Source organism: Nocardia aurea (assembly GCF_003123685.1).
Taxonomy (GTDB): Bacteria; Actinomycetota; Actinomycetes; order Mycobacteriales; family Mycobacteriaceae; genus Nocardia; species Nocardia aurea.
In genome coordinates this window covers 411685-433702 of sequence record NZ_QCYJ01000130.1, presented here as the reverse complement: position 1 = coordinate 433702, position 22018 = coordinate 411685, and the positions used below count along the sequence as shown (strand labels likewise).

Below are 22018 nucleotides of genomic sequence, written 5' to 3'. Positions count from 1 at the left end.
CACCTCGCTGCTGTTGATGCTGGTGATCTGGGAGGTCTTCCTACGGGCGTTCCCCGAGGTCGGGCCCCGAGTCGGCAAATCGCCCGCCGACATCTGGCGCTACCTCGTCACCGCGCCCGGCGCGTCGACCGCGCGGCAGGCGATCATCGACGACCTGCTGATCACCCTGCGCGACGCCGCCGTGGGATTCGGGGTCGGCATGGCGGCGGCGCTGGTGATCGCCGCGCTGTTCGTCACCGTCTCGACGATCGAGCAGACCTTCATGCCGGTCGCGATGCTGCTGCGTTCGGTGCCGCTGGTGGCGCTGGCGCCGATCATCGTGCTCATTTTCGGGCGCGGGACCGGCGGGGTGACGGTGATGGCGGCGATCGTGGTGCTGTTCCCGGCACTGGTGATGATCATGGCCGGTCTGCGCAACGCGCCGAAACAGGCCGTCGACGTCGTCGCAGCCTACGGCGGCTCGCGCTGGACGGCACTGCGGATGGTCTCCATCCCGGCCGCGCTGCCTTCGGTGTTCGCGGCGGCGAGGATCTCGGTGCCGGGCGCCTTGATCGGTGCGTTGATCGGCGAATGGCTCGGCAGTGGAACGGGTCTGGGCGCGAGCCTGATCCGCGCCATTCCCACCTTCCAGTACAACAAGTTGTGGGCGAGCATCGTCATCGTGACCATCGTCTCGGTGGCGCTGTACGCGATCGTCGGCGTCATCGAGAATCTGGTGCTCGCGCGTTTCGGCCCCGACGCCGGACGGAGCTAGGTTCTGTGTCGGGTCCGGGATGTCGGGACCGGCCCGATATTCGCGGTCGACGCGGGCGAATCAGCGCTCGGAACCTGAAAGTAAAGAAAAGGAAACCGATCGAACCTAGATTCGGTCCATGACAGCAGTGTTCGCCCGTCGCTCATTTCTCCGCTACTCCGCGCTGACCGGAGCCGTACTCGGCGGCGCGGGTGTGCTCGCCGCGTGTGGCGATGATTCGAGCAGTTCTTCCGGTGGCTCCACCCCGGACGGTTCCAAGTTCGGTACCGTCGCCGTCCAGCTCTCCTGGCTGAAGAACATCGAATTCGCCGGTGAGTACTTCGCGGATTCGAAGGGCTATTTCCGTGACGCCGGATTCGGCTCGGTGAATCTGATCGCGGGCGGCGCCGCGAGTACCTCCGCCGAGGCCGGGCTCGACACCGGGAAGGTCTGGCTCGGCCTGTCCGCGCCGCAGACCACCGCCCCGGCTGTTCTGGAAGGGTTGCCCGCCAAGATCGTCGGCACCACCTATCAGAAGAATCCGTTCTGCATCGTCAGCGCGGCGGGTAAGCCGATCAAGAGCCCGCAGGAGATGAAGGGCCGCAAGATCGGTGTCCAGGACACCAACCAGCTGATCTTCAACGCCCTGCTGACCGCCAACGGCATGACGCCGGGCGATGTCACCATCGTCCCCGCGCAGTTCGACCCGACCCCGCTGGCCAACGGTGAGGTCGACGGCTGGGTCAGCTACGTCACCAACGAGCCGATCACGCTGGCCGCCAAGGGTTTCGCCAACACCAATTTCCTCTTCGCCGATTTCAATCTGCCGCTGGTCGCGGAAACGCTGACGGTGACACAGTCCACCATCGATAACGAGCGCGACAAACTGAAGGCGTTCCTGGTCGCCGAGATCAAGGGCTGGAAGGACGCGGTCGCCAACCCGGCGGAATCGGCACGGCTCGCGGTGGAGGTGTACGGCAAGGATCAGAAACTGGATCTGGCCGAACAGACCCTGGAGGCGACGGCGCAGAACGATCTGGTGGTGTCCGCGGCGACGGCGGCCAACGGGCTGCTGAGCATGACCGATCAGCTCATCGAACAGAACATCGCGGCATTGCGCACGGCCAAGATCGATATCAAGGCCGACCAACTGTTCGATCTGTCGATCCTGCGCGAGGTCTACGCGGAGAACCCCGGTTTGAAATAGTCTCGACGGGTTTCGGCGCCGAAACGCCCCGTGAGCTCTACAGAGCCACCGATGTCTCGGCGCCGAACGCTCGCTCGGCGTGGATCACATCGGCTTGCTCAGGGTGGATCCGGACACTCCGTCCCGACTTCGTCGCCAGCAGTTCGGCGGCGATCGCCACGGCGTGTTCCGTGGCGGTGCGGGCCCCGATATCGAGCCCGGCGGGGGAGTGCAGGCGGGCCATCGTCATTTCTCCGAAGCCGCCCGCACGCAGATCGGCGATGCGCCGGTTGTGCGACGCCTGGGTGCCTGTCGCGCCCAGGTAGCCGAATTCCGGCAGCCGCAGCGCGACGGTGAGCAGCGGAATCTCGAACATCGGATCGTTGGACAGCACGACAATCGCTGTACTGGAGTCTATTTCGCCCTCCGAGGAGAGGGAGTTCAGGTAGCGGTGCGGCCAGTCGACCACCACCTCGGCACCGGGGAACGCCTCCGATTCGGCGACATCGTCGCGGGAATCGCAGATGGTCACCCGGTAGCCGAGTAGTCGGGCCTGCACGTTGAGCGCCGAGGCGATCGCGTTGGCGCCGAAGATGATCAGACGCGGCGGCGGCGCGAACGAAGACACGAACACATCGGATTCGGGCAGCGCGACCAACTCGGTGTTGTGCCGTTTATCGGTCACCAGGTGCTGGCCGATCAGATCCTCGTCCGGATTCCACACCACGGTGAACACGGTGACCCGCCGATGCGAGGCGATCTCGGAGGCGACGGTCGGGAATTCAGGGAAATCGCGGCGTGAGAACGGTTCGGCGAAGACGTCGATCATCCCCCCGGCGTCGCCGCCGGACTCCCCGGCGGGCACACCGAACCGGTGCATGGCCCGCCTGCCGGTCCGCGCCGCCGCCACGGCCGCCTCACGGACCGCCGACTCGACCGAGCCGCCCAGCGCCGAGCCGTACACCCCGCCGTTGGGATCGACCAGCATCGCCGAGCCGACGCTCAGCGGCCCGGACCCCACGGTCCGCACGACGGTGGCAAGGCCTCCGGTGCGGCCGGAATGCCACACCCGCAATAGGTCATCGACGATGTCGCGCATCAGTTTCTAGCTCCGATCAACGGACGTCGTGGCCGGGAAATCGCGATCGAGTCCCGTCGCCACATCGTCGCACGTGACGCACACCATATCCTCCCGACCGGCCAAATAGGTGCGGGCTCCCGAATCTCCTACGGCGACTCTCCACACCGAGGTCCAGTGCTCGTGGCCGATCACAACGGGATGTCCCGGTGTGCCGTGGAACACAGCGCGGGCGATTCCGCTCTCGGCGGCGAAGGCCGCGGCGGTCACCCTGGCGACCGCCGTGGCGCCGACATCGGGGGTGTCGACCGGCATTATCGCGACGTATTCGGCCGGTGTGCCCGCGGCCGCTTTCAGCCCGGCCCGCAGTGACGCGCCCATCCCGGTCGCCCAGTCCGGCGCCCACACGTGCCGCGCGCCGGGCGGCAGGGCGACCGTCGCCGGGGTGGGTCCGGTCGCGCCGAGCACCACGATGACCGGATCGCAGCCGCCGTCGCGCAGGGCGGCCACCGCGGCGCGCAGCCAGGCGCCGCCTTCGGCGAGCGCTTTGGGATAGCCGTATCGGGTGCCCGCGCCCGCCGCGAGTACGATGCCCGCGCAGGCAGGCCCGGACGTCGTCACGAGGTCGGGGGGAACCATGACCGCCACCGTAGCGGCGCCGCATTGCTCGTGGGTTACCTACGGACTCATATCCGGCGAATCCTCGACACGCCGGAATGATCACTCTGTTCCGGGTGGCGGCGTGGCGTGTCGTGTTCGATGCTTGACCGATGACGGACGACGTGAGCGACACGGCGGGTTTCGACGCGATGCCCGACGACCTCGCCACGCGCGCACTGCTCGACTGTTGCTCGTCACCCGCGTTCGCTCGCGCCGTACTCGCGGGCAGGCCGTACCGCACCGCCGAGGATCTGCTCGTCGCCGCCGACGCCGCGCTCGCCGCGCTGCCCGAATCCGAACTCGATCGCGCGCTGTCCGGGCACCCGCGTATCGGCGCGCGACCGCGTTCGGACGCGTCCGCGCGCGAACAGGCCGGGGTGGCCGACGCGGGCGATAGCGTCAAGCTGGCATTGGCCGAGGGAAATCGGGCATACGAAGAGAAGTTCGGCCATATCTACCTGGTCTGTGCCAGCGGCAGATCGGGGGCGGAACTGCTCGAACTCCTGACCACCCGGCTCGGCAACGATCCGGCGACCGAGAGGCGAATCATGCGCGCCGAACTGGGCAAGATCAACCGCATCCGGCTGCGGCGACTGCTGGCGGACCTCGCGTGAGCACGCTGAGCACGCACGTGCTCGACGCGGTCCGCGGTGTGCCCGCGGCCGGTGTCGGCGTCGCCCTGCACACCGGGGTGCGGTTGCTCGGCAGTGGCTCGACCGATCGGGACGGCCGGATCGCCGAGCTCGGACCGCCGCTGGAACCCGGTGTGCACCGACTGGTTTTCGACACCGGCGCGTACTTCGCCGGACTCGGGCTCGACACGTTCTATCCGGAGGTGTCGATCGCCTTCACCGTGGGTGCGTCGCGGCATTATCACGTGCCGCTGTTGCTGTCGCCCTTCGCCTTTTCCACCTACCGAGGGAGCTGACGCCCATGGAATTGACCGGTCCGATCGTGTTGTCCGACAACCGATACGGCAAAGCCGAGAATCGGATCGTCCGGATCTATCGCGACAGCGCGCGGCACGAGATCCGCGACCTGAACGTCAGCACGGTGCTGCGCGGCGATTTCGCCGACGCCTACGTCTCCGGCGACCAGTCGAAGGTGCTGCCCACCGACACCCAGAAGCAGACCGCCTACGCCCTCGCCAAGAAACCTGGCGTGCAGCCGGTGGAGGATTACGCGCTCGCGCTGGCCGCCCATTTCGTCGACGAGACCGAACCGGTGCACAGCGCCCGCGTCGAGATCGAGGAATTCGCCTGGCAGCGGGTCGCCGTCGGCGGACTCGAACACGATCACACCTGGGTGCGCCAGGGTCCCGAGGTGCGCACGGTGACGGTGGCGGTGGCGGGCAAGGGCGTCGAACAGCGGGCCTGGGTCATCGGCGGCGTCGACGACCTGGTGATCCTGAAATCCACCGGATCGCAGTTCGCCGATTTCCTCATCGACGATTTCACCGTGCTCGAACCGACCAACGACCGGGTGCTCGCCACCGCCGTCAACGCGCGCTGGCGTTTCGCGGCGACCTCGGGGGTGGCATGGGACGAGGTCTACGCCGGTATCCGCGCGGCCATGATCGAGGTTTTCGCCACCCGGCATTCGAAGGCCTTGCAGCAGACGCTGTTCGACATGGGCAAAGCCGCGCTGGAGGCCTATCCCGTACTCGCCGAGGTACGCCTCGCCGCCCCGAACAAACACCATTTCGGCTACGACCTGGCCCGGTTCGGGATCGAGAACCACGGGGAGGTCTTCCACGCCGCCGACCGGCCGTACGGATTGATCCACGCGACCGTGTCGAGACAGGACGCGCCGCCCGCCGGGCCCGCCTGGGAACCGTGAGCCGCGGATTCTCCTCCACGCACGCCGAAGTCCATGTACGCCGAAGTCCATGCACGACAACGCCGTTCGTCGGCGAACCTTCGATGCTCGGGAAAGTGGGACTCCGATGACGGCAGCGCCGACACTGGTGATCGACGGGTGCGCGATCGCGACCGTCGACGCGGCGGGCACCGAATACCGCAGCGGGCACGTGGTGGTGCACGGCAACAGGATCGGGGCGGTCGGCACGGGTCCGGCCCCGATCACCGACGCGCCCCGCATCGACGGCGGCGGCTGCCTGCTGACGCCGGGACTCGTCAACACCCACCACCACCTCTACCAGTGGATCACCAGGGGGCTGGCCGCCGACAGCACCCTGTTCGAATGGCTGACCACGCTGTATCCGGTCTGGGCCGGTATCGACGAGGAATCGGTGCGGATCGCGGCCACCGGGGCGCTCGCGGCGCTGGCCCGCACCGGATGCACCACGACCACCGACCACCACTACGTCTTCCCCTCGGCGGGCGGTGATCTGCTCGGCGCCGAAATCGTCGCCGCCGCCGACGTCGGCCTGCGTTTCCACCCCTGCCGGGGTTCGATGGATCTCGGCGCGAGTTCCGGCGGACTGCCGCCCGACGACGTGGTGGAATCGCTCGACGCGATACTCGACGCGAGCGCCGACGCCATCTCCCGGTGGCACGACCCGTCTTTCGACTCGATGCTGCGCGTCGCCCTGGCGCCGTGCTCACCGTTCTCGGTGACCCCGGACCTGATGCGCGAATCGGCCGCGCTGGCGCGTGACTCCGGTGTCCGGCTGCACACCCACCTCGCCGAAACCGTCGACGAACAGGACTTCTGCGCGTCCGCGTTCGGCTGCACGCCCGCGGCCTACATGGAACAGCTCGGCTGGCTCGGACCCGATGTGTGGTTCGCCCACGCCGTCCACCTCGATGACGCCGCCATCACCGCGATGGCGTCCACCGGCACCGGTATCGCCCACTGCCCGACCTCCAACGGCCGCCTCGGCGCCGGTATCGCCCGCACCGCCGCACTGCTCGTGGCCGGTGTCCCGGTCGGGCTCGGCGTCGACGGCGCGGCCAGCAACGAGTCGAGCTCCATGATCGAGGAACCCCGCAACGCCCTGCTCTACGCTCGTGCCGTCGGCGGACCGCGCGCGATGAACGTCCGCACCGCACTGGAACTGGCCACCATCGGCGGCGCCCGGGTCCTCGGCCGCGAAGCCGAGATCGGTTCGATCGAGCCAGGAAAACTCGCCGACCTCGCCCTCTGGCGTCTGGACACCCCCGCCCACGCCGGTATCGACGACCCCGTCACCGCCCTGATCCTCGGCTCCCCGCCACCCCTGGCCGCACTGCTGGTCAACGGACGGGAAGTGGTCCGCGACGGTGAGGTGCGCACGGTGGACGAATCCGTCGTCGGCGCCCGGGTCGCCCGCGCCCAGGCCGCGTTGGTCGCCGCCGCCGGATAGTGGCGGTCGGAGACTTCTCGGCCGACGGGGCGGCTCGTTCGGGACGATACTGAAGGTGAGCAGGTCGGGCGTGGTCGAATTCACGGCCTGATCGGAAAGGTCCTGGTCGGAGGGGGTTGGCCGGGGCGCGGTAACGGGGGCGAAATGTGAATCGAGCGTGGTGCAACATTTCGGCAACCCGCGGCTTCTAGGGTGGCCGCAGGTGCTGTGGAGTGAGGTGGGACGTGGACCTGGACACGATTCGGGAGGTGGTGGTGGCACGGGAGCGGGCCGACCTGGTCGGCCTGGGACAGACCTGTGCCGTATTGGCGGGGGGTACGTTCCTGTTCTCGGAGCCGCAGCTGCGGTTGGAGCGGCTGATCGATATCACCGGGCTGGGGTGGCCCGCTCTGCTCGAGACCGCCGATGGGTTGGAGATCGCCGCGACCTGCACGCTGGCCGAATTGGCCGGTGCGACGCGCGGGCGGGAGGTCGGGCGGGCGGTACTGCGCGAGGACTGGCCGGGCACGACCCTGTTCGCCCAGGGGTGCCGCGCGCTGCTTGCCTCGCACAAGATCTGGCGGAGCGCGACGGTCGGCGGGAATATCTGCCTGTCGTTGCCCGCGGGTGGGGTGCTCGCCGCGCTGACGGCGCTGGACGCGGTCGCGTCGATCTGGTCGCCGGACGGAACCGATCGCCGAATTCCGCTGCGCGATTTCGTTCTCGGGCCGGAAAGCAATGTACTCGCGCCCGGCGAGATACTGCGTTCGGTGCACGTGCCGACGCGAACATTGCGTGCCCGCACCGCGTTCCGGAAGATCGCACTCGCGCCGTTCGGCCGTTCCGGCGCGGTGGTGATGGGCAGGCGCGAAGCCGACGACCGTACGGCGATCACGATCACCGGGTCCACCACCCGCCCGGTCGTCCTGGATTTCCCGGCGTCACCCGATCCGGACCGGGTCGCCGCCGCCGTCGCGGCCCTCGATCCGGCGCTGTGGTTCGACGATCCGCACGGTGCCCCGGATTGGCGTCGTCACGTCACCGGTGTGCTCGCCCGTGAAGTCGCGGACGAACTGCGCACGGACGGGAGTGGGACATGAGCTTCTACAGGCGCGGTCCAGCGGGGGAAGTCGGTGAGCGGCCATGAGATTCGAAGTCGACGGCGAAATACTCGAAGCTCATCCGCGTCCCGGCCAGTGCCTGCGCACGCTGCTTCGCGAACAGGGCCGCTTCGCGGTCAAGAAGGGGTGCGACACCGGTGATTGCGGCGCCTGCTCGGTCCAGATCGACGGACAGACCGTGCACTCCTGTGTCGTACCCGCCTATCGCGCGGCGGACCGCGTCGTCACCACGGCGGCGGGGCTGGGCAGCGTCGCCGATCCGCATCCGGTGCAACAGCGGTTCATCGACAGCGCGGCGTTCCAGTGCGGTTTCTGCACCGCCGGAATGGTGGTGACGGCCGCTGGACTCGGCTGCGGCACTTCGGATTCCGCTCCGGAGTCCGAGGAGATCTCCGAACTGATGAAAGGCAACCTGTGCCGGTGCACGGGGTACCGGGCGATCCGCGAGGCGTTGACCGCGCCGGGGGATCCGGCCGGGGGATCGTCCGCTGTTCAGCGGTGCTCCGCGGAGGCGCAACCGTCTCTGGTGGCAGGGTCTTCCTCAGATACTGGTTCGGATAGCTCGATCGACGCGAGTAGTCATTCGGCGCGGTCGGTGTCGACAGTGGCCGTCGACCGCGTACCGGCTGATCCACCCTCCTCGACCGAGCCTCCGGTGGGCGGCAACCGGTCGCTCCTCGCGGCCGGGCCGCTCGTCGATTCGGTGCGGGACATGATCGGTGAGCCGAACGCCCGGGTACCGGCGGTCGACGTGGGTTCCGGTGCCCGGGTGCGCCCCGGATCCGGCACCACCACCGCCTGGGGCGGCGCCGGGACGGGAGTCGGGGCGCCCGCGGGCCCCCGAATCGTCACCGGCACCGAACCGTTCACCTTCGATGTCCTGCCGCCACGTGACGGCACGCCGCCGATGCCGGGAACCGAGCCCCTCGACCCGACCTCCGTCGCACCGCCCACCGCCCCCTTGCACATCTCGGTGGCGGTGAGTCCGCACGCGCATGCGCGCATCGTCTCCATCGACACGTCGGCGGCGGAGGCGGCGCCCGGCGTGCACGCGGTGCTCACCTACGCCGACGCACCGGATATCGCCTTCTCCACCGCGCGCCACGAGTTGCGAACCGACGATCCGGACGACACCTACGTCCTCGACCGGACGGTGCGGTTCGTCGGTCAGCGTGTGGCGGCGGTCGTCGCCGAGACACTGAGCGCGGCGAGGGCGGCCTCTCGCCTGCTGCGCATCGAATACGAACTGCTGCCCGCCGTTTTCGACCCGGCGGACGCGCTGGCCGACCGGGCGCCGAAATTGCACGGCGGCAAACCGGTTTCGGCGCGGATCGCCGATCCGGACCGCAACCTGGTGGCCGAATTGCACGGTGAGGTGGGCGACATCACCGCCGGTCTGCGCGCGGCCGCGAAAGTGGTGCGGGGCGTGTGGTATTCGCCGCGCGGACAGCATGTCCACCTCGAAACGCACGGCGGTATCGGCTGGCTGGACGCCGACGGCAGGCTCGTCATCCGGTGCAGCACCCAGGTGCCGTTCCTGGTGCGCGACGAACTCTGCGTCCTCTTCGGACTGGCTCGTGACCGGGTTCGGGTCTTCGCGACCCGGGTCGGCGGCGGGTTCGGCGCGAAACAGGAGATGCTGGCCGAGGATCTGATCGCGTTGGCCGTGCTGCGCACGGGTCGGCCGGTGCAGTACGAATTCACGCGCTCGGACGAATTCGTCTCCGCGACCTCACGGCATCCGATGCGGGTGGCGGTGACGGTGGCCGCGGACGCCGACGGCATTCTCACGGCGCTGGCGATCGACGTGCTCGCCGACGCGGGCGCCTACGGCAATCACAGCGTGGGCGTGATGTTCCACGGCGTGGGCGAATCGGTCGAGGTGTATCGCTGCGCGAACAAGCGGGTCGACGCGCGATCGGTGTACACCAACAACATTCCCTCCGGCGCGTTCCGCGGCTACGGGCTCGGGCAGATCATCTTCGGGGTCGAATCGGCGCTCGACGAATTGGCGGCCGAACTCGGTATCGATCCGTTCGAATTGCGCCGTCGCAATGTGGTCGTACCCGGTGATCAGTTCGTCGGCGCCGCCGTGGACGACGGCGATCTGGTCTTCGGCAGTTACGGACTCGATCAGTGCATCGACCTGGCCGAACAGGCGCTGCACCGGGGTAACGGGGTGCCCGCGCCCGGTCCGGACTGGCGGGTCGGTACCGGGATGGCACTGGCGATGATCGCCACCATCCCGCCGCGCGGTCATCGCTCCGAGGCGGTCGCCACGCTGCGCGCAGACGGCTGCTACGAGATCAGGGTCGGCACAGCGGAATTCGGCAACGGCACCACCACCGTGCACGCCCAGTTGGCCGCGACCGCGCTCGACGCCGATGTGCGGCGCATCGTCATCAGGCAGTCCGACACCGATCTGGTCGGCCACGACACCGGCGCGTTCGGTTCGACCGGCATCGTGGTGGCGGGCAGAGCGTCCTACGCGGCGGCCCTCGCGTTGCGCGCGCGCATGCTCGATCGCGCCGCCGAACTGACCGGCACCGTGCCGGGCGAAGGCGAACTCGTATCGGAAGGGGTGCGTTGCGGCGACACCCTCGTCACGGTCGCCGAACTGCTGGCAGAAGGTGAGCTCAGCGCCACCGGTGAGCACGCGGGCAGCCCGCGTTCGGTGAGTTTCAATGTGCACGCCTTCCGCGTCGCGGTGCGGCCGGAGACGGGATCGGTACGCATCCTCCAGTCGGTTCAGGCCGTCGACGCGGGCACGGTACTCAATCCGGTGCAGTGCCGAGGTCAGGTGGAAGGCGGTGTGGCCCAGGCCATCGGCACCGCGCTGTACGAGGATATGCGCAGCGTCGAGGGTGTGGTCACCACCAACACGCTGCGGCAGTATCACATCCCGCAATTCGGCGACGTGCCCGCGACCGAGGTGTACTTCGCCGAAACCAGTGACGACCTGGGCCCACTCGGCGCGAAATCGATGAGCGAATCGCCCTACAACCCGGTTGCCCCCGCATTGGCGAACGCGATCAAGGATGCTGTCGGTATCCGGCCGGACCGGTTGCCGATGACGGCGGACCGGATCTGGCGCGCAGTGCAGGAAGGAGACCGAGGGTGACACCCACCCGATTGCCGGAGCACATCCTGGCCCGGTTCGACGCGGTACTCGACCAGGTCGACGCGCGATTGCGAGCCGGATACCCGGGACTGGACGGTCGCGCCCAGCCGATCCACACCGTCTACGTACCGGCCGACCGGATCACTCCGTCGACGCCGCCGGACTGGGGTGCGTCCGCCGTGACCCTGCTCGACCGGCACCGCGACCTGCTGTCGGAACGGGACGGCACCGCTTCGCTCGACGCGGTGCGTGCCAGACTGCTCGGCGATCCGGTGCAGGATCTGCGCATCGATTTCGAGGACGGCTACGGTTTCCGCGACGACGCGCAGGAGGACGCCGCCGCGACGGCGGCGGGCGAGATCATCGCCGGATGGGCGTCCGCGGGCGGTCCCGCCGGATTCGGCATCAGGATCAAGGGGTTGTCCGGCGCCGAACGCGGCCGCGCGCTGCGCACCCTGGAACTGGTGCTGGAGGCGATGGGCGGGGTGCCGGACGGATTCGTGTTCACGGTGCCCAAGATTCGTGCCGTCGAACAGGTTTCGGCGCTGGTCGCCCTGTGCGACGGTTTCGAGACCGGTTTCGGTCTCCGTGAGGGCACGCTGCGATTCGAATTGCAGATCGAGAGCCCGCAGGCGATCGTCGCCTCCGACGGCACCGCGCCGATCGCGCGCATGCTCACCGTCGCCGAGCGACGGTGCAGCGCACTGCATTTCGGTACCTACGACTACACCGCCGCCTGCGGAATCGCCGCGACCGATCAGGCGCTCGACCATCCGGCCGCCGATCACGCCAAGGCGGTGATGCAGGTGGCGGCCGCGCAGACCGGCGTGTGGATCTGCGACGGGTCGACCCAGATCGTTCCCGACACCGAGCCGGAAAACGCGCTGCTCAACCATCATCGGCTCGTCGGCCGGGCGCTGCGGCGCGGCTACTACCAGGGCTGGGATATGCATCCCGGTCATCTGGTCACCCGCTGGCTGGCGACCTACGACTTCTTCCGACAGGCCGTCGACGTCGCCGTTCCGCGCCTGCTGGCCTATCTGGATCGGCGCTCCGGCGGCGTGATCGACGAACCCGCGACCGCCGAAGCGCTGGCCGCGACGGTACTGCGCGCCGTGCACAGCGGTGCGCGCACCGAAGACGAATTGCGGATCACGGCACCCGAATTGAGCCCGGCCGTGCTGCGGGCTCTCGTCGCGCGCGAGCCGATTCCGCACGATCCCCGATGACGGCTCGATCGACGACGACCGCAGCACAGGAGGCATGGTGAACGAACTGATCGGCGATGAGGATTTCACGCTGTTCCCGGACCTGGCCGTCCGCCCCCTCGGCGGTTCGGTGATCTGGGCGAACGACGAATCCTTCGCGGAGAAGGAGAATTTGATCAATCCGGGACCGTCGGAGTACCAGCCGTCGACCTTCGGGCACAAAGGCCAGATCTACGACGGCTGGGAAACCCGCAGGCATCGCGGCGAACCCGGCGACGACAGCGCGATCGTCCGTCTCGGCGTGCCGGGAGTGATCCGGGGCATCGTGGTCGACACCGCCTGGTTCACCGGCAACTATCCGCCCGCCGTCTCGGTGTCGGCACTGGAGATCGCGGGCTATCCGCCCGCCGAGTCGATCGCCGAACGCACCGACTGGGTGAGTTTGATCGACCGGGCCCAGGTCAAGGGCGACAGCCGCAACCCCTTCCCGATCGCCGACGAGAACCGTTGGACCCATGTGAAACTCACCATGCATCCGGACGGCGGCGTCGCGCGGCTGCGGGTACACGGCGAAGGTAGGCCGGACCGGGAACTGCTCGGACTCGGCCCGCTCGATCTGGCCGCGTTGGAGAACGGCGCGCTGGTCCTGGACTGCTCGAATCGTTTCTACAGCTCACCGAATCAGCTGCTCTATCCCGGTCTCGCCCGGAAGATGGGCGACGGCTGGGAGACCGCGCGCCGCCGCGACGACGGCAACGACTGGGTGCGCATCCGCCTGGCCGGGCCCGGACTGGTCCGGCTCGCCGAGATCGACACCTCCTATTTCCTCGGCAACAGTCCCGGCTCGGCCCGGCTGACCGGCCGCACCACCGACGGCACCGAGGTGGAACTGCTGCCGTGCACCCCGCTGCTGCCCGACACCAGACATCGTTTCGCGGTGACGCCGATGGCGGCCTCGGTCGAGGAGGTCCGCCTCGACGTCTATCCCGACGGCGGACTGGCCCGCCTTCGGCTGTTCGGGGAGTTCGGCGGATGACCGCCGATCGCGACCTCATCGGCTACGGACGCACACCGCCGGACCCGAAATGGCCGGGCGGCGCGCGCATCGCGGTGCAATTCGTGCTCAATTACGAGGAGGGCGGGGAGAACAATGTCCTGTACGGGGACGCCCATTCGGAGACGTTCCTCTCGGAGATGACTCCGGCCGAGGCGTTCCCCGATCGCCACATGAGTATGGAATCGCTGTACGAATACGGTTCGCGAGCCGGGCTGTGGCGGGTACTGCGGGCATTCGAACGGCGCGGTCTTCCGCTGACGATATTCGCCGTGGCCCAGGCGATGCGGGCCAATCCCGAGGCCGTCGCCGCCTTCCGGGAGCTCGGACACGAAATCGCGAGCCACGGATTGCGCTGGAAGAGTTATCAGTCGATCGATCGCGAAACCGAACGCGCGCATATGGCCGAAGCGGTCCGGCTGCTCACCGAGTTGACCGGTTCGCGTCCACTGGGCTGGTACACCGGGCGGGACTCACCGAACACCCGCGAACTCGTGGTCGAACACGGCGGTTTCGTCTACGACTCCGATTCCTACGCCGACGACCTGCCGTACTGGGTCACCGTGCGCGGCACCGACCACCTGGTGGTGCCCTACACGCTGGACACGAACGATATGCGTTTCGCCTCCCCGGCGGGCTTCCCGTCCGGCGAGCAGTTCTTCGCGCACCTCCGCGACGCGTTCGACGTGCTGTATCGCGAGGGCACCGAAGGCAGCCCGAAGATGCTCTCGGTCGGATTGCACTGCCGCCTTGTCGGCAGGCCCGCCCGCGTCGCGGCCCTGGAACGGTTCCTCGATCACGTCCAAACCCACGAACGGGTGTGGATAACCCGGCGTATCGATATCGCCGAACACTGGCGTGCGACGCATCCGCCCGCTCTCACTTCTCGCAACGGGTTGTCGGCGGCGGACAAATGAGGCTGCGGCAATTCGGTCGCGATGATCGACATGCCGGTGGTCGAGACGCGGTGGTCGAGACGCGGCGGTCGAAGCGGGGTGGCGGAGGTCGGCGGCGATGGGGACAGCGTCCGGCCCCATCGTGAACGGGGCCGGACACCGATCAGGCGAACAGATTCCGCACGAACGGGATCGAATCCACCAGTGAGGCGTTGACGGTCCCGTCGTGATCCTCGGGATAGGTGTGCAGCGTGACCGGCTGGCCGCCCGCTTCCAGTCGCGCGGCGAACAGCAGGGTCGCCGGGGTGATCACGTCCGTGTCGCGCAGACCCTGCCCGAGGAACAGCGGCCGATCGTAACCGGATTCGGGCAGGCCCATCGTCCGAGTGAGGACGCCGAGCAGATCCGGCACCTGTGCGAGTGGGCGCGCGAACTGATCGCCGATCACCACGTTGTTCGCGGCGAGTTCGTCACCGAACGGGTCGATGCATTCCGTCCGCGACCGATCCAGCCATCGCCTGCCGGAGTCGGTCAGATACGACTCGATACCCAGTTCGGGATAGGTGACCGCCAACCCGCTGAGTATGTAGAAGACGTAGGCGGTCGTGTGCGCGCCCAGTTCGATCGGCGGTACGCCGGGGCCGAGCGGCAACAAAATGTTCTCGATATAGGCGGGCACCCCGGTGCCGACCGCGCCGCGATAGTCGAGTTCCGACCCGCCGAATTCGGTGGCGTAGCGGGCCGTATAGACCGCGGCGCCACCGCCCTGCGACTGCCCGACCACCGCCCATTTCCTCGACAGTGTCGGGAAACGTTTCGTCGCCGCCGCGACCGCGTCGACCACGTTGCGCGCCTCGACCGCGCCGTTGAGATACGGATGCTCACCCGGTGTGCCGAGTCCGGCGTAATCGGCCGCCACGATCGCGTACCCCTGATCGAGCCAGCTCCCCAGATAGGCCCAGTCGCGTTCGACGGCGGCGGGACCGGCGACGCTGTAGGCGCAATCGTCGCCAAGTCCGACGGTGCCGTGCGCCCACGCGATCACCGGCCAACCACCCGCGGGCGGTGAACCGGGCGGGAAGTACACCGCGGCGCTCGCGGTCGTCGGCCGGTCACGCACCGTGGTCGAGCTGTACAGGATGCGGGTCGAGTCGTGTGAGCCAGGCAGGGTCGCGGTGGCGGAGAGCGGTTCCACGGAGAGGACGGTTCCGGTCGCGACGGGTTCCGCGTTCGCGGCGGGCAGACCACCGATACCGATCGCGCAGGCTGTGATTATGGCGGCCAGGGGGCCGCGGGTTCGCGGCCCCTTTTTGTCTCGCGTCCGAGCGGTCGAGACTGGCGACTGCGTCGCATGCGCTTCGACCGCTCGGACGCGAGACGGGCCGCGAACGAGCGCTCGTAGGACTCGCGCCGTGCGGGGTGGGGGCGGTGCGTATGGACTCGCTTCGGTGGAGGAGATCTGCGGTGGACTGTCGCTCATATGGCTCGCTCCATGGGGGAGATTGTCGCTCGGTGCGGCTCTCGCTCGGTGGAGCTGGTCGCTTCGAGTGAACTGGACGCATGTCCGACTCTTGGGATATCGGTTCCGAGTGTGCCGTATCGGGGGTTGTGGGCGGTGAAGGGGAGTGGGAGCGGTCACGTGGGGGTGGGTGTGGGGGTTGTGAAGGTGCTCACAGGGGGGAAGTTCCGGGGGCGTCGGGGGGTGGAAAAGCCCGCGTCTCAAACAGTACGAGCGTTACGGGAAAACCGCATGTCAGGGCTACCGGTGGGTAGGATTGTTACTTGCAATTCGCCCGCAAATTTCGCAGAGTTAGCAAAAGGTGATGCAAACCTAGCTGAGATTCACAGTTGCAACAGGTAGACGGCTATTTCCTGGTGTGCCATCGTGTGGAAGTACACCCCGAGGCCATAGCAAGCCTGCAAATTGCCGCCACAGCAGTTCGAGAGAACTCCCGGCGAGCGGCACATACCGACCCAAAGAGAAGTGGAGTAAGAGATGTCGACGACCGGCACCCCGAAAACCGCTGCGGAAATTCAGCAGGATTGGGACACCAACCCCCGTTGGAAGGGCCTGACCCGCAACTACACGGCGGAGCAGGTGTCGAAGCTCCAGGGCACCGTCGTCGAAGAGGCGACTCTCGCTCGTCGTGGCTCCGAGATCCTGTGGGATCTGGTCAACAACGAGGACTACATCAACTCCCTCGGCGCCCTCACCGGCAACATGGCGGTCCAGCAGGTCCGCGCCGGCCTCAAGGCCATCTACCTGTCGGGCTGGCAGGTCGCCGGTGACGCGAACCTATCCGGGCACACCTACCCGGACCAGTCGCTCTACCCGGCCAACTCGGTTCCGGCCGTGGTCCGCCGCATCAACAACGCGCTGCTGCGCGCCGATGAGATCGCCAAGGTCGAGGGCGACACCTCCGTGTCGAACTGGCTGGCCCCGATCGTGGCCGACGCCGAAGCCGGCTTCGGTGGCGCGCTCAACGCCTACGAACTCCAGAAGGCCATGATCGCCGCCGGCGCCGCCGGTGTGCACTGGGAAGACCAGCTGGCCTCGGAGAAGAAGTGCGGCCACCTCGGTGGCAAGGTGCTCATCCCCACCCAGCAGCACATCCGCACCCTGACCTCCGCGCGTCTGGCCTCCGACGTCGCCGACGTGCCCTCGGTGATCATCGCCCGCACCGACGCCGAAGCCGCCACCCTGATCACCTCGGACGTGGACGAGCGCGACCGCGAATTCCTCGACGGCACCCGCACCGCCGAAGGTTTCTTCGGTGTGAAGAACGGCATCGAGCCCTGCATCGCGCGTGCCAAGGCCTACGCCCCCTACTCCGACCTCATCTGGATGGAAACCGGCGTGCCGGACCTCGAGGTCGCCCGCAAGTTCGCCGAAGCCGTCCGCGGTGAATTCCCGGACCAGCTGCTGGCCTACAACTGCTCGCCCTCCTTCAACTGGAAGGCGCACCTGGACGACGCGACCATCGCGAAGTTCCAGCGTGAACTCGGCGCGATGGGCTTCAAGTTCCAGTTCATCACCCTGGCCGGCTTCCACTCGCTCAACTACGGCATGTTCGACCTGGCCTACGGCTACGCCCGCGAGGGCATGACCGCCTTCGTCGACCTGCAGGAGCGCGAGTTCAAGGCCGCCGCCGAGCGTGGCTTCACCGCCATCAAGCACCAGCGTGAGGTCGGCGCGGGCTACTTCGACACCATCGCCACCACCGTCGACCCGAACACCTCGACGGCGGCGCTGAAGGGCTCCACCGAAGAAGGTCAGTTCCACTGAGATATGGCGGCCGGGGCCGCGGGTTCGCGGCCCCCTCTGTCTCGCATTCGAGTGGTCGAGACTCGCGACTTCGTCGCATGCGCTTCGACCACTCGAATGCGAGACGGGCCGCGAACGGTCGCTCGTAAGACTCGCTCCGTACGGGAGGGAGTTCGCGGCGAATGGTTGCTGTGTGACTTGCTCTGTACGGGGTGTTCGCGGCGAATGGTGCCGTGTGACTCTCTCCGTGTAGGGGAGAGTTCGCGGCGAACGGTGGCTCGTATGACTCGCTCCGTGGGTGAGAAGTCTTGCGGAACGGTTCTTTTCGGGCTTTGTCCGAGAGGGAAGGTTTCCGTGAATTGTCACCCGGTCGGCTCGCTCCGAGCCCACGATCCTCTACTCCGGTAGGGGTGTACCGCCCTCCCCGCCGAACAGCCCCGGCGGGGAGGGCGTCCCTATACCTTTGACCATCGAAGGCGATGTTCGTACACCGGACGCCCTTCACCACAAGCCAACCCGACTAGCCAGACCAACCAGCAGGAGCGGGACGTGAGCAGCGAGAAGATTCAGCGCGTCGGCATCATCGGCGCCGGACAAATGGGTGCCGGAATCGCGGAGGTGTGCGCGCGTGCGCACGTCGACGTGCTCGTCTACGAACAGACCAGAGAACTGGCCGCGGCGGGTCGTGCCCGCATCCTGCGGTCGCTCGATCGCGGCGTTTCCAGCGGCAAGATCACCGAGCGTGAGCGTGAGCAGGCGGCCTGGCGGCTGCGCTTCACCTCCGATCTCGGCGATTTCGCCGACCGTCAGCTGGTGGTCGAGGCGGTGCTGGAGAGCGAAGAGGTCAAATCGTCGATCTTCTCCGCGCTCGACAAGGTCGTCACGGATCCGGACGCGGTGCTGGCCTCCAACACCTCCTCCATCCCGATCATGAAGATCGCGGTCGCCACGGCCAATCCCGAACGCGTCGTCGGCATGCACTTCTTCAACCCGGTGCCGGTGCTGCCGCTGGTCGAACTCGTCACCACGCTCAAGACCAGCGAATCCGTCGCCAAGCGCGCCGAGGCGTTCGCGGGTGAGGTGCTCGGCAAGCAGGTCGTGCGCTCGGCCGACCGCTCCGGTTTCGTGGTGAACGCGCTGCTGGTGCCGTATCTGCTGTCCTCCATCCGGATGGTCGAATCGGGTTTCGCCACCAAGGAAGACGTCGACAAGGCCATGGTGCTCGGCTGTGCCCACCCGATGGGCCCGCTGGCGCTGACCGATCTCGTCGGTCTCGACACCGTGAAATCGATCGCCGACTCCATGTACGCCGAATTCAAGGAGCCGCTGTACTCGGCCCCGCCACTGCTGATGCGTATGGTCGAAGCCGGGCTGCTCGGCAAAAAGACCGGCGCAGGCTTCTACCAGTACAACCGGGCCTGACGGTCCGACACAGCGAACCAGGCGCAATTATGTGCGGCGTCCATTCTTCGTAGTGGGCGCCGCACAGGCATCGAAGGGAGCGGCGCGCTCATGGTGAATGTGACCGACGGCTACGGGTCGAGCATTCTCGGATACCCGAGGATCGGCCCGCACCGAGAACTCAAGCGGGCACTCGAGGCCTATTGGCGCGGTGCGATCGCCCGCGACGAACTCCTCGCGGTCGGCCGCGACATCCAGGAGCGCCAGTTCAGCGAGCTGGCAGCCACCGGCCTGACCCAGGTACCGGGCAACACCTTCTCCTTCTACGACCACATCCTCGACAACGCGCTGCTCTTCGGCGCGGTGCCCAAGCGGTTCGAAGCGTTCCGAGACGTCATGGACCCGCTGGACTTCTATTTCCTGATGGCGCGCGGACGTCCGGATGTGCCCCCGCTCGAACTGGTTCGCTTCTTCAGCAGCAATTACCACTACCGCCAGCCCGAACTCGACGCCGACACCGAATTCTCGCTGCATCCCGACGCGCTACTCGACGAATTCGACCGCGCCATGGCTCGCGATATCGAATTGCGTCCGGTGGTGCTCGGCCCGCTGTCGCTGCTGCTGCTGTCCAAGGCCGGTCACCTGCCCGGCCAGACGGAATTCGACACGCTCGCGCTGCTCGACCGGCTACTCCCGGTGTACGAGCAACTGTTCGAGATCCTGGCCAAACGCGGCGCGACCTGTGTGCAGCTGGACGAGCCTGCCTTCACCAGTGAGCGGACCCCCGCCGAACTGGCCGCGTTCGAGGCCGCCTACCAGCGACTATCCAAAGCCCCGCTGCGCCCGCGCATCCTGGTGACGGGTCAGTACGGCGATTTCGGTGAGGCGCTGACGATTCTGGCCCGCAGTAACGTCGAAGCCATCGGCCTGGACCTGGCGGGACACCGGATCAGCCCGGACGACCTCGCCGAGATCCCCGGAATCCGGCGTAAACGCCTGTACGCGGGCGTGATCAACGGTCGCAATGTGTGGCGCGCGGATCGTTACGTGACGCTGGAATACCTGAACGCGCTCACGAAGGTGTGCCCGGATCTGGTGGTCTCCACCGGAACCACACTGCTGCACGTGCCCTACGACGTGCTCGCCGAATACGATATCGACGGAAATGTCGCCGACCGCCTCGCCTTCGCGAAACAGAAGGTGGGCGAAGTGGTTTCGCTCGCCAAGGCGTTGACCGACGGGCCGTCGGACACCTGGCGCAAACGGCCGACCGAAGTGCATTTCAAGCAGAAGCACGCGGTGCGGCAGCGGGTCTACGCGGTCACGCGGGAGATGCGCGAACGCGAACCGTACGAGGTCCGCAGGGTGGCGCAACAGGAACGGTTGAACCTGCCGCTCGTGCCCGCGACAACGCTCGGCTCCTTCCCACAAACCGGCCGCAGCCGCCAGGCACGCCACGAACTCGCCGAAGGGCGACTGTCCTACGACGATTACCGCAAGCAGATCGAGGCCGAGATCGAGGCCACCATCCGGTTGCAGGAAGACATCGGCCTCGACGTGCTCGTCCACGGCGAACACGAGCGCAACGACATGATCCAGTACTTCGCCGAACTGCTCGACGGATTCGCGACGACCCGTTTCGGCTGGGTGCAGGTGTACGGATCCCGTTGTGTGCGACCGCCGATCATCTACGGCGACGTCTCGCGGCCCGCGCCGATGTCGGTCGAATGGACCACCTACGCCCAGTCGCTGACCGACAAGCCGGTCAAAGGCATGGTCACCGGTCCGGTCACCATGATCGCGCGGTCCTTCGTGCGACAGGACCTGCCGCTACACGAGACCGCCGACCAGGTGGCCCTGGCGATTCGCGACGAGGTCGTCGATCTGGAAAAGGCGGGAATCGCCATCATCCAGGTCGACGAACCCGCCATCCGCGAACTGCTGCCCGCCCGCCCGCTCGGACGTGCCGAATACCTGCGCTGGGCGGTCGACGCCTTCCGGCTGGCCACCTCGGGAGTCGGCCCGGCGACCCAGATCCACACCCATATCGGCTATTCCGGCCGCGCCGAGGTGGTGGGGGCGATCGAGGAACTCGACGCCGACGTCACCGCGATCGTGGCGACCAGGTCCATCGAATGGGTACTCAAGGCACTGGCCGAGGACTACGCCTCCGGCCACGGACTCAGCCACGGCGTCGGTCCCGGCGTGTACGAGAGCCGTTCGGCACGCATACCCGATATCGACGAACTCGACGAACTGCTCACCGCGGCAGCCGAAGCCGAATCCCCACAGCGGCTCTGGGCGAACCCGGACGGCGGACTCAAGACCCGCCACTACTGGCAGCTGGAACCGTCACTGCGCAACCTCGTCGCGGCAGCCCGGCGCGTGCGGCGGCGGGCGGTGTAATCGGCGGCCCGGGGGCCGCGGGTTCGCGGCCCCCTTTTGTCTCGCGTCCGAGCGGTCGAGACTCGCGCCTTCGGCGCATTGCTTCGACCGCTCGGACGCGAGACGGGCCGCGAACGGCGCTCGTCAGGCTCGCGCCCTGTGGTCCATGATGGGGGGATGGGTACCGCGGATGATGCCTGGCCTGCCTCTTTGCCTGTCGCGCAGGTGCGGATCGCGCGGCCTACCGATCGGCTCGATGATGTCGTTCGGTTCTATGTGGACGGGCTGGGGTTGCGGGAGTTGTCGCGGTTCGAGAATCACGCGGGGTATGACGGTGTGATGATCGGGCTGCCGGGTAGCGGGTATCACCTGGAGTTCACCACGCATGTCGATGGCAGTCCCGGTACCGCGCCGAGCGATGAGAATTTGCTGGTGTTGTATTTCGAGGGTGCGGCGGCCATGGATGGCGTGGTGGCTCGGCTCGGTGAGATGGGTGTCGAGTCGGTGGTACCGGAGAATCCGTTCTGGGAAGCCAATGGCGGCAAGGCTTTTCCTGATCCGGATGGGTGGATCGTGATGCTCGTGCCGCAGCCGGTGTTCTGATCGCCACTGCGGTTCTCGGAT

General features: G+C 67.5%; 18 protein-coding genes. 15 read left to right on the top strand and 3 right to left on the bottom strand.

Going from position 1 to position 22018, the window contains the following annotated elements; genetic code table 11:
• Window positions 1-16: 16 nt before the first annotated feature.
• Both DAT37_RS33890 and DAT37_RS33885 read left to right on the top strand, forming a co-directional pair.
• Window positions 17-754 (top strand): ABC transporter permease, encoded by a 738-nt coding sequence (locus DAT37_RS33890; RefSeq protein WP_109529150.1) that lies wholly within the window; start codon window positions 17-19, stop codon window positions 752-754.
• Between the two features lie 118 nt (window positions 755-872).
• Complete coding sequence (locus DAT37_RS33885) at window positions 873-1940, top strand: ABC transporter substrate-binding protein (protein ID WP_109528938.1); 1068 nt, start codon at window positions 873-875, stop codon at window positions 1938-1940.
• Window positions 1941-1977: 37 nt separating this feature from the next.
• Here DAT37_RS33885 and DAT37_RS33880 read toward each other — a convergent pair whose 3' ends face one another.
• Both DAT37_RS33880 and DAT37_RS33875 read right to left on the bottom strand, forming a co-directional pair.
• A complete protein-coding gene (locus DAT37_RS33880) occupies window positions 1978-3018 on the bottom strand; it encodes an XdhC family protein (protein WP_109528937.1) in 1041 nt (346 codons plus the stop codon).
• 6 nt (window positions 3019-3024) lie between these two features.
• The gene (locus DAT37_RS33875) at window positions 3025-3636 is read right to left on the bottom strand and encodes a nucleotidyltransferase family protein (RefSeq protein WP_109529149.1); all 612 of its coding nucleotides are present in this window, start codon (window positions 3634-3636) and stop codon (window positions 3025-3027) included.
• A 131-nt stretch (window positions 3637-3767) separates the two neighbouring features.
• Here DAT37_RS33875 and uraD point away from each other — a divergent pair, with 131 nt between their 5' ends.
• The 9 genes from uraD to puuE all read left to right on the top strand — a co-directional run bounded on the left by uraD (window position 3768) and on the right by puuE (window position 14364).
• Window positions 3768-4271 (top strand): 2-oxo-4-hydroxy-4-carboxy-5-ureidoimidazoline decarboxylase, encoded by a 504-nt coding sequence (gene uraD / locus DAT37_RS33870; protein ID WP_109528936.1) that lies wholly within the window; start codon window positions 3768-3770, stop codon window positions 4269-4271.
• Window positions 4268-4585, top strand: coding sequence for a hydroxyisourate hydrolase (uraH, locus tag DAT37_RS33865; protein WP_109528935.1), 318 nt, complete (start codon window positions 4268-4270; stop codon window positions 4583-4585). The genes uraD and uraH overlap by 4 nt, the downstream gene beginning before the upstream one ends.
• A 5-nt stretch (window positions 4586-4590) precedes the next feature.
• Entirely contained in the window at window positions 4591-5496 is a 906-nt protein-coding gene (pucL, locus tag DAT37_RS33860) for a factor-independent urate hydroxylase (RefSeq protein ID WP_109528934.1), read from the top strand.
• 106 nt (window positions 5497-5602) lie between these two features.
• Window positions 5603-6964 (top strand): 8-oxoguanine deaminase, encoded by a 1362-nt coding sequence (locus DAT37_RS33855; RefSeq protein ID WP_109528933.1) that lies wholly within the window; start codon window positions 5603-5605, stop codon window positions 6962-6964.
• 224 nt (window positions 6965-7188) lie between these two features.
• Window positions 7189-8043 (top strand): FAD binding domain-containing protein, encoded by an 855-nt coding sequence (locus DAT37_RS33850; RefSeq protein WP_109528932.1) that lies wholly within the window; start codon window positions 7189-7191, stop codon window positions 8041-8043.
• A 43-nt stretch (window positions 8044-8086) separates the two neighbouring features.
• The gene (locus DAT37_RS33845) at window positions 8087-11185 is read left to right on the top strand and encodes a molybdopterin-dependent oxidoreductase (protein ID WP_109528931.1); all 3099 of its coding nucleotides are present in this window, start codon (window positions 8087-8089) and stop codon (window positions 11183-11185) included.
• Entirely contained in the window at window positions 11182-12414 is a 1233-nt protein-coding gene (locus tag DAT37_RS33840) for a DUF6986 family protein (RefSeq protein ID WP_109528930.1), read from the top strand. Before DAT37_RS33845 ends, DAT37_RS33840 begins: the two co-directional genes overlap by 4 nt.
• A 46-nt stretch (window positions 12415-12460) precedes the next feature.
• Window positions 12461-13429: an allantoicase gene (gene alc, locus DAT37_RS33835; protein ID WP_408637477.1), complete on the top strand. Its 969-nt coding sequence runs from the start codon at window positions 12461-12463 to the stop codon at window positions 13427-13429.
• On the top strand, window positions 13426-14364 hold the full coding sequence (gene puuE, locus DAT37_RS33830) for an allantoinase PuuE (protein ID WP_109528928.1): 939 nt from the start codon (window positions 13426-13428) through the stop codon (window positions 14362-14364). The genes alc and puuE overlap by 4 nt, the downstream gene beginning before the upstream one ends.
• A gap of 142 nt (window positions 14365-14506) precedes the next feature.
• On the opposite strand, the gene DAT37_RS33825 is transcribed toward puuE, so the two are convergent.
• Window positions 14507-15628 carry an alpha/beta hydrolase gene (locus DAT37_RS33825; protein ID WP_232840188.1) on the bottom strand — a complete coding sequence of 374 codons (1122 nt, stop codon included), beginning with the start codon at window positions 15626-15628 and terminating at the stop codon, window positions 14507-14509.
• A gap of 711 nt (window positions 15629-16339) precedes the next feature.
• Here DAT37_RS33825 and aceA point away from each other — a divergent pair.
• The 4 genes from aceA to DAT37_RS33805 all read left to right on the top strand — a co-directional run bounded on the left by aceA (window position 16340) and on the right by DAT37_RS33805 (window position 21997).
• Window positions 16340-17629 carry an isocitrate lyase gene (aceA, locus tag DAT37_RS33820; RefSeq protein ID WP_109528926.1) on the top strand — a complete coding sequence of 430 codons (1290 nt, stop codon included), beginning with the start codon at window positions 16340-16342 and terminating at the stop codon, window positions 17627-17629.
• A 528-nt stretch (window positions 17630-18157) separates the two neighbouring features.
• Window positions 18158-19030, top strand: coding sequence for a 3-hydroxybutyryl-CoA dehydrogenase (locus DAT37_RS33815; protein WP_109528925.1), 873 nt, complete (start codon window positions 18158-18160; stop codon window positions 19028-19030).
• Window positions 19031-19120: 90 nt separating this feature from the next.
• Complete coding sequence (gene metE, locus DAT37_RS33810; protein WP_198654566.1) at window positions 19121-21415, top strand: 5-methyltetrahydropteroyltriglutamate--homocysteine S-methyltransferase; 2295 nt, start codon at window positions 19121-19123, stop codon at window positions 21413-21415.
• Between the two features lie 156 nt (window positions 21416-21571).
• Complete coding sequence (locus DAT37_RS33805) at window positions 21572-21997, top strand: VOC family protein (RefSeq protein WP_109528924.1); 426 nt, start codon at window positions 21572-21574, stop codon at window positions 21995-21997.
• Window positions 21998-22018 lie beyond the last annotated feature (21 nt).

Excerpts from the sequence above, each read along its gene's own strand:
- DAT37_RS33890 (WP_109529150.1), top strand. The coding sequence starts at position 17 with ATGCTGGTGATCTGGGAGGTCTTCCTACGGGCGTTCCCCGAGGTCGGG.
- DAT37_RS33885 (WP_109528938.1), top strand. The coding sequence starts at position 873 with ATGACAGCAGTGTTCGCCCGTCGCTCATTTCTCCGCTACTCCGCGCTG.
- DAT37_RS33880 (WP_109528937.1), bottom strand. The coding sequence starts at position 3,018 with ATGCGCGACATCGTCGATGACCTATTGCGGGTGTGGCATTCCGGCCGC.
- DAT37_RS33875 (WP_109529149.1), bottom strand. The coding sequence starts at position 3,636 with ATGGTTCCCCCCGACCTCGTGACGACGTCCGGGCCTGCCTGCGCGGGC.
- uraD (WP_109528936.1), top strand. The coding sequence starts at position 3,768 with ATGACGGACGACGTGAGCGACACGGCGGGTTTCGACGCGATGCCCGAC.
- pucL (WP_109528934.1), top strand. The coding sequence starts at position 4,591 with ATGGAATTGACCGGTCCGATCGTGTTGTCCGACAACCGATACGGCAAA.
- DAT37_RS33855 (WP_109528933.1), top strand. The coding sequence starts at position 5,603 with ATGACGGCAGCGCCGACACTGGTGATCGACGGGTGCGCGATCGCGACC.
- DAT37_RS33845 (WP_109528931.1), top strand. The coding sequence starts at position 8,087 with ATGAGATTCGAAGTCGACGGCGAAATACTCGAAGCTCATCCGCGTCCC.
- puuE (WP_109528928.1), top strand. The coding sequence starts at position 13,426 with ATGACCGCCGATCGCGACCTCATCGGCTACGGACGCACACCGCCGGAC.
- aceA (WP_109528926.1), top strand. The coding sequence starts at position 16,340 with ATGTCGACGACCGGCACCCCGAAAACCGCTGCGGAAATTCAGCAGGAT.
- metE (WP_198654566.1), top strand. The coding sequence starts at position 19,121 with ATGGTGAATGTGACCGACGGCTACGGGTCGAGCATTCTCGGATACCCG.
- DAT37_RS33805 (WP_109528924.1), top strand. The coding sequence starts at position 21,572 with ATGGGTACCGCGGATGATGCCTGGCCTGCCTCTTTGCCTGTCGCGCAG.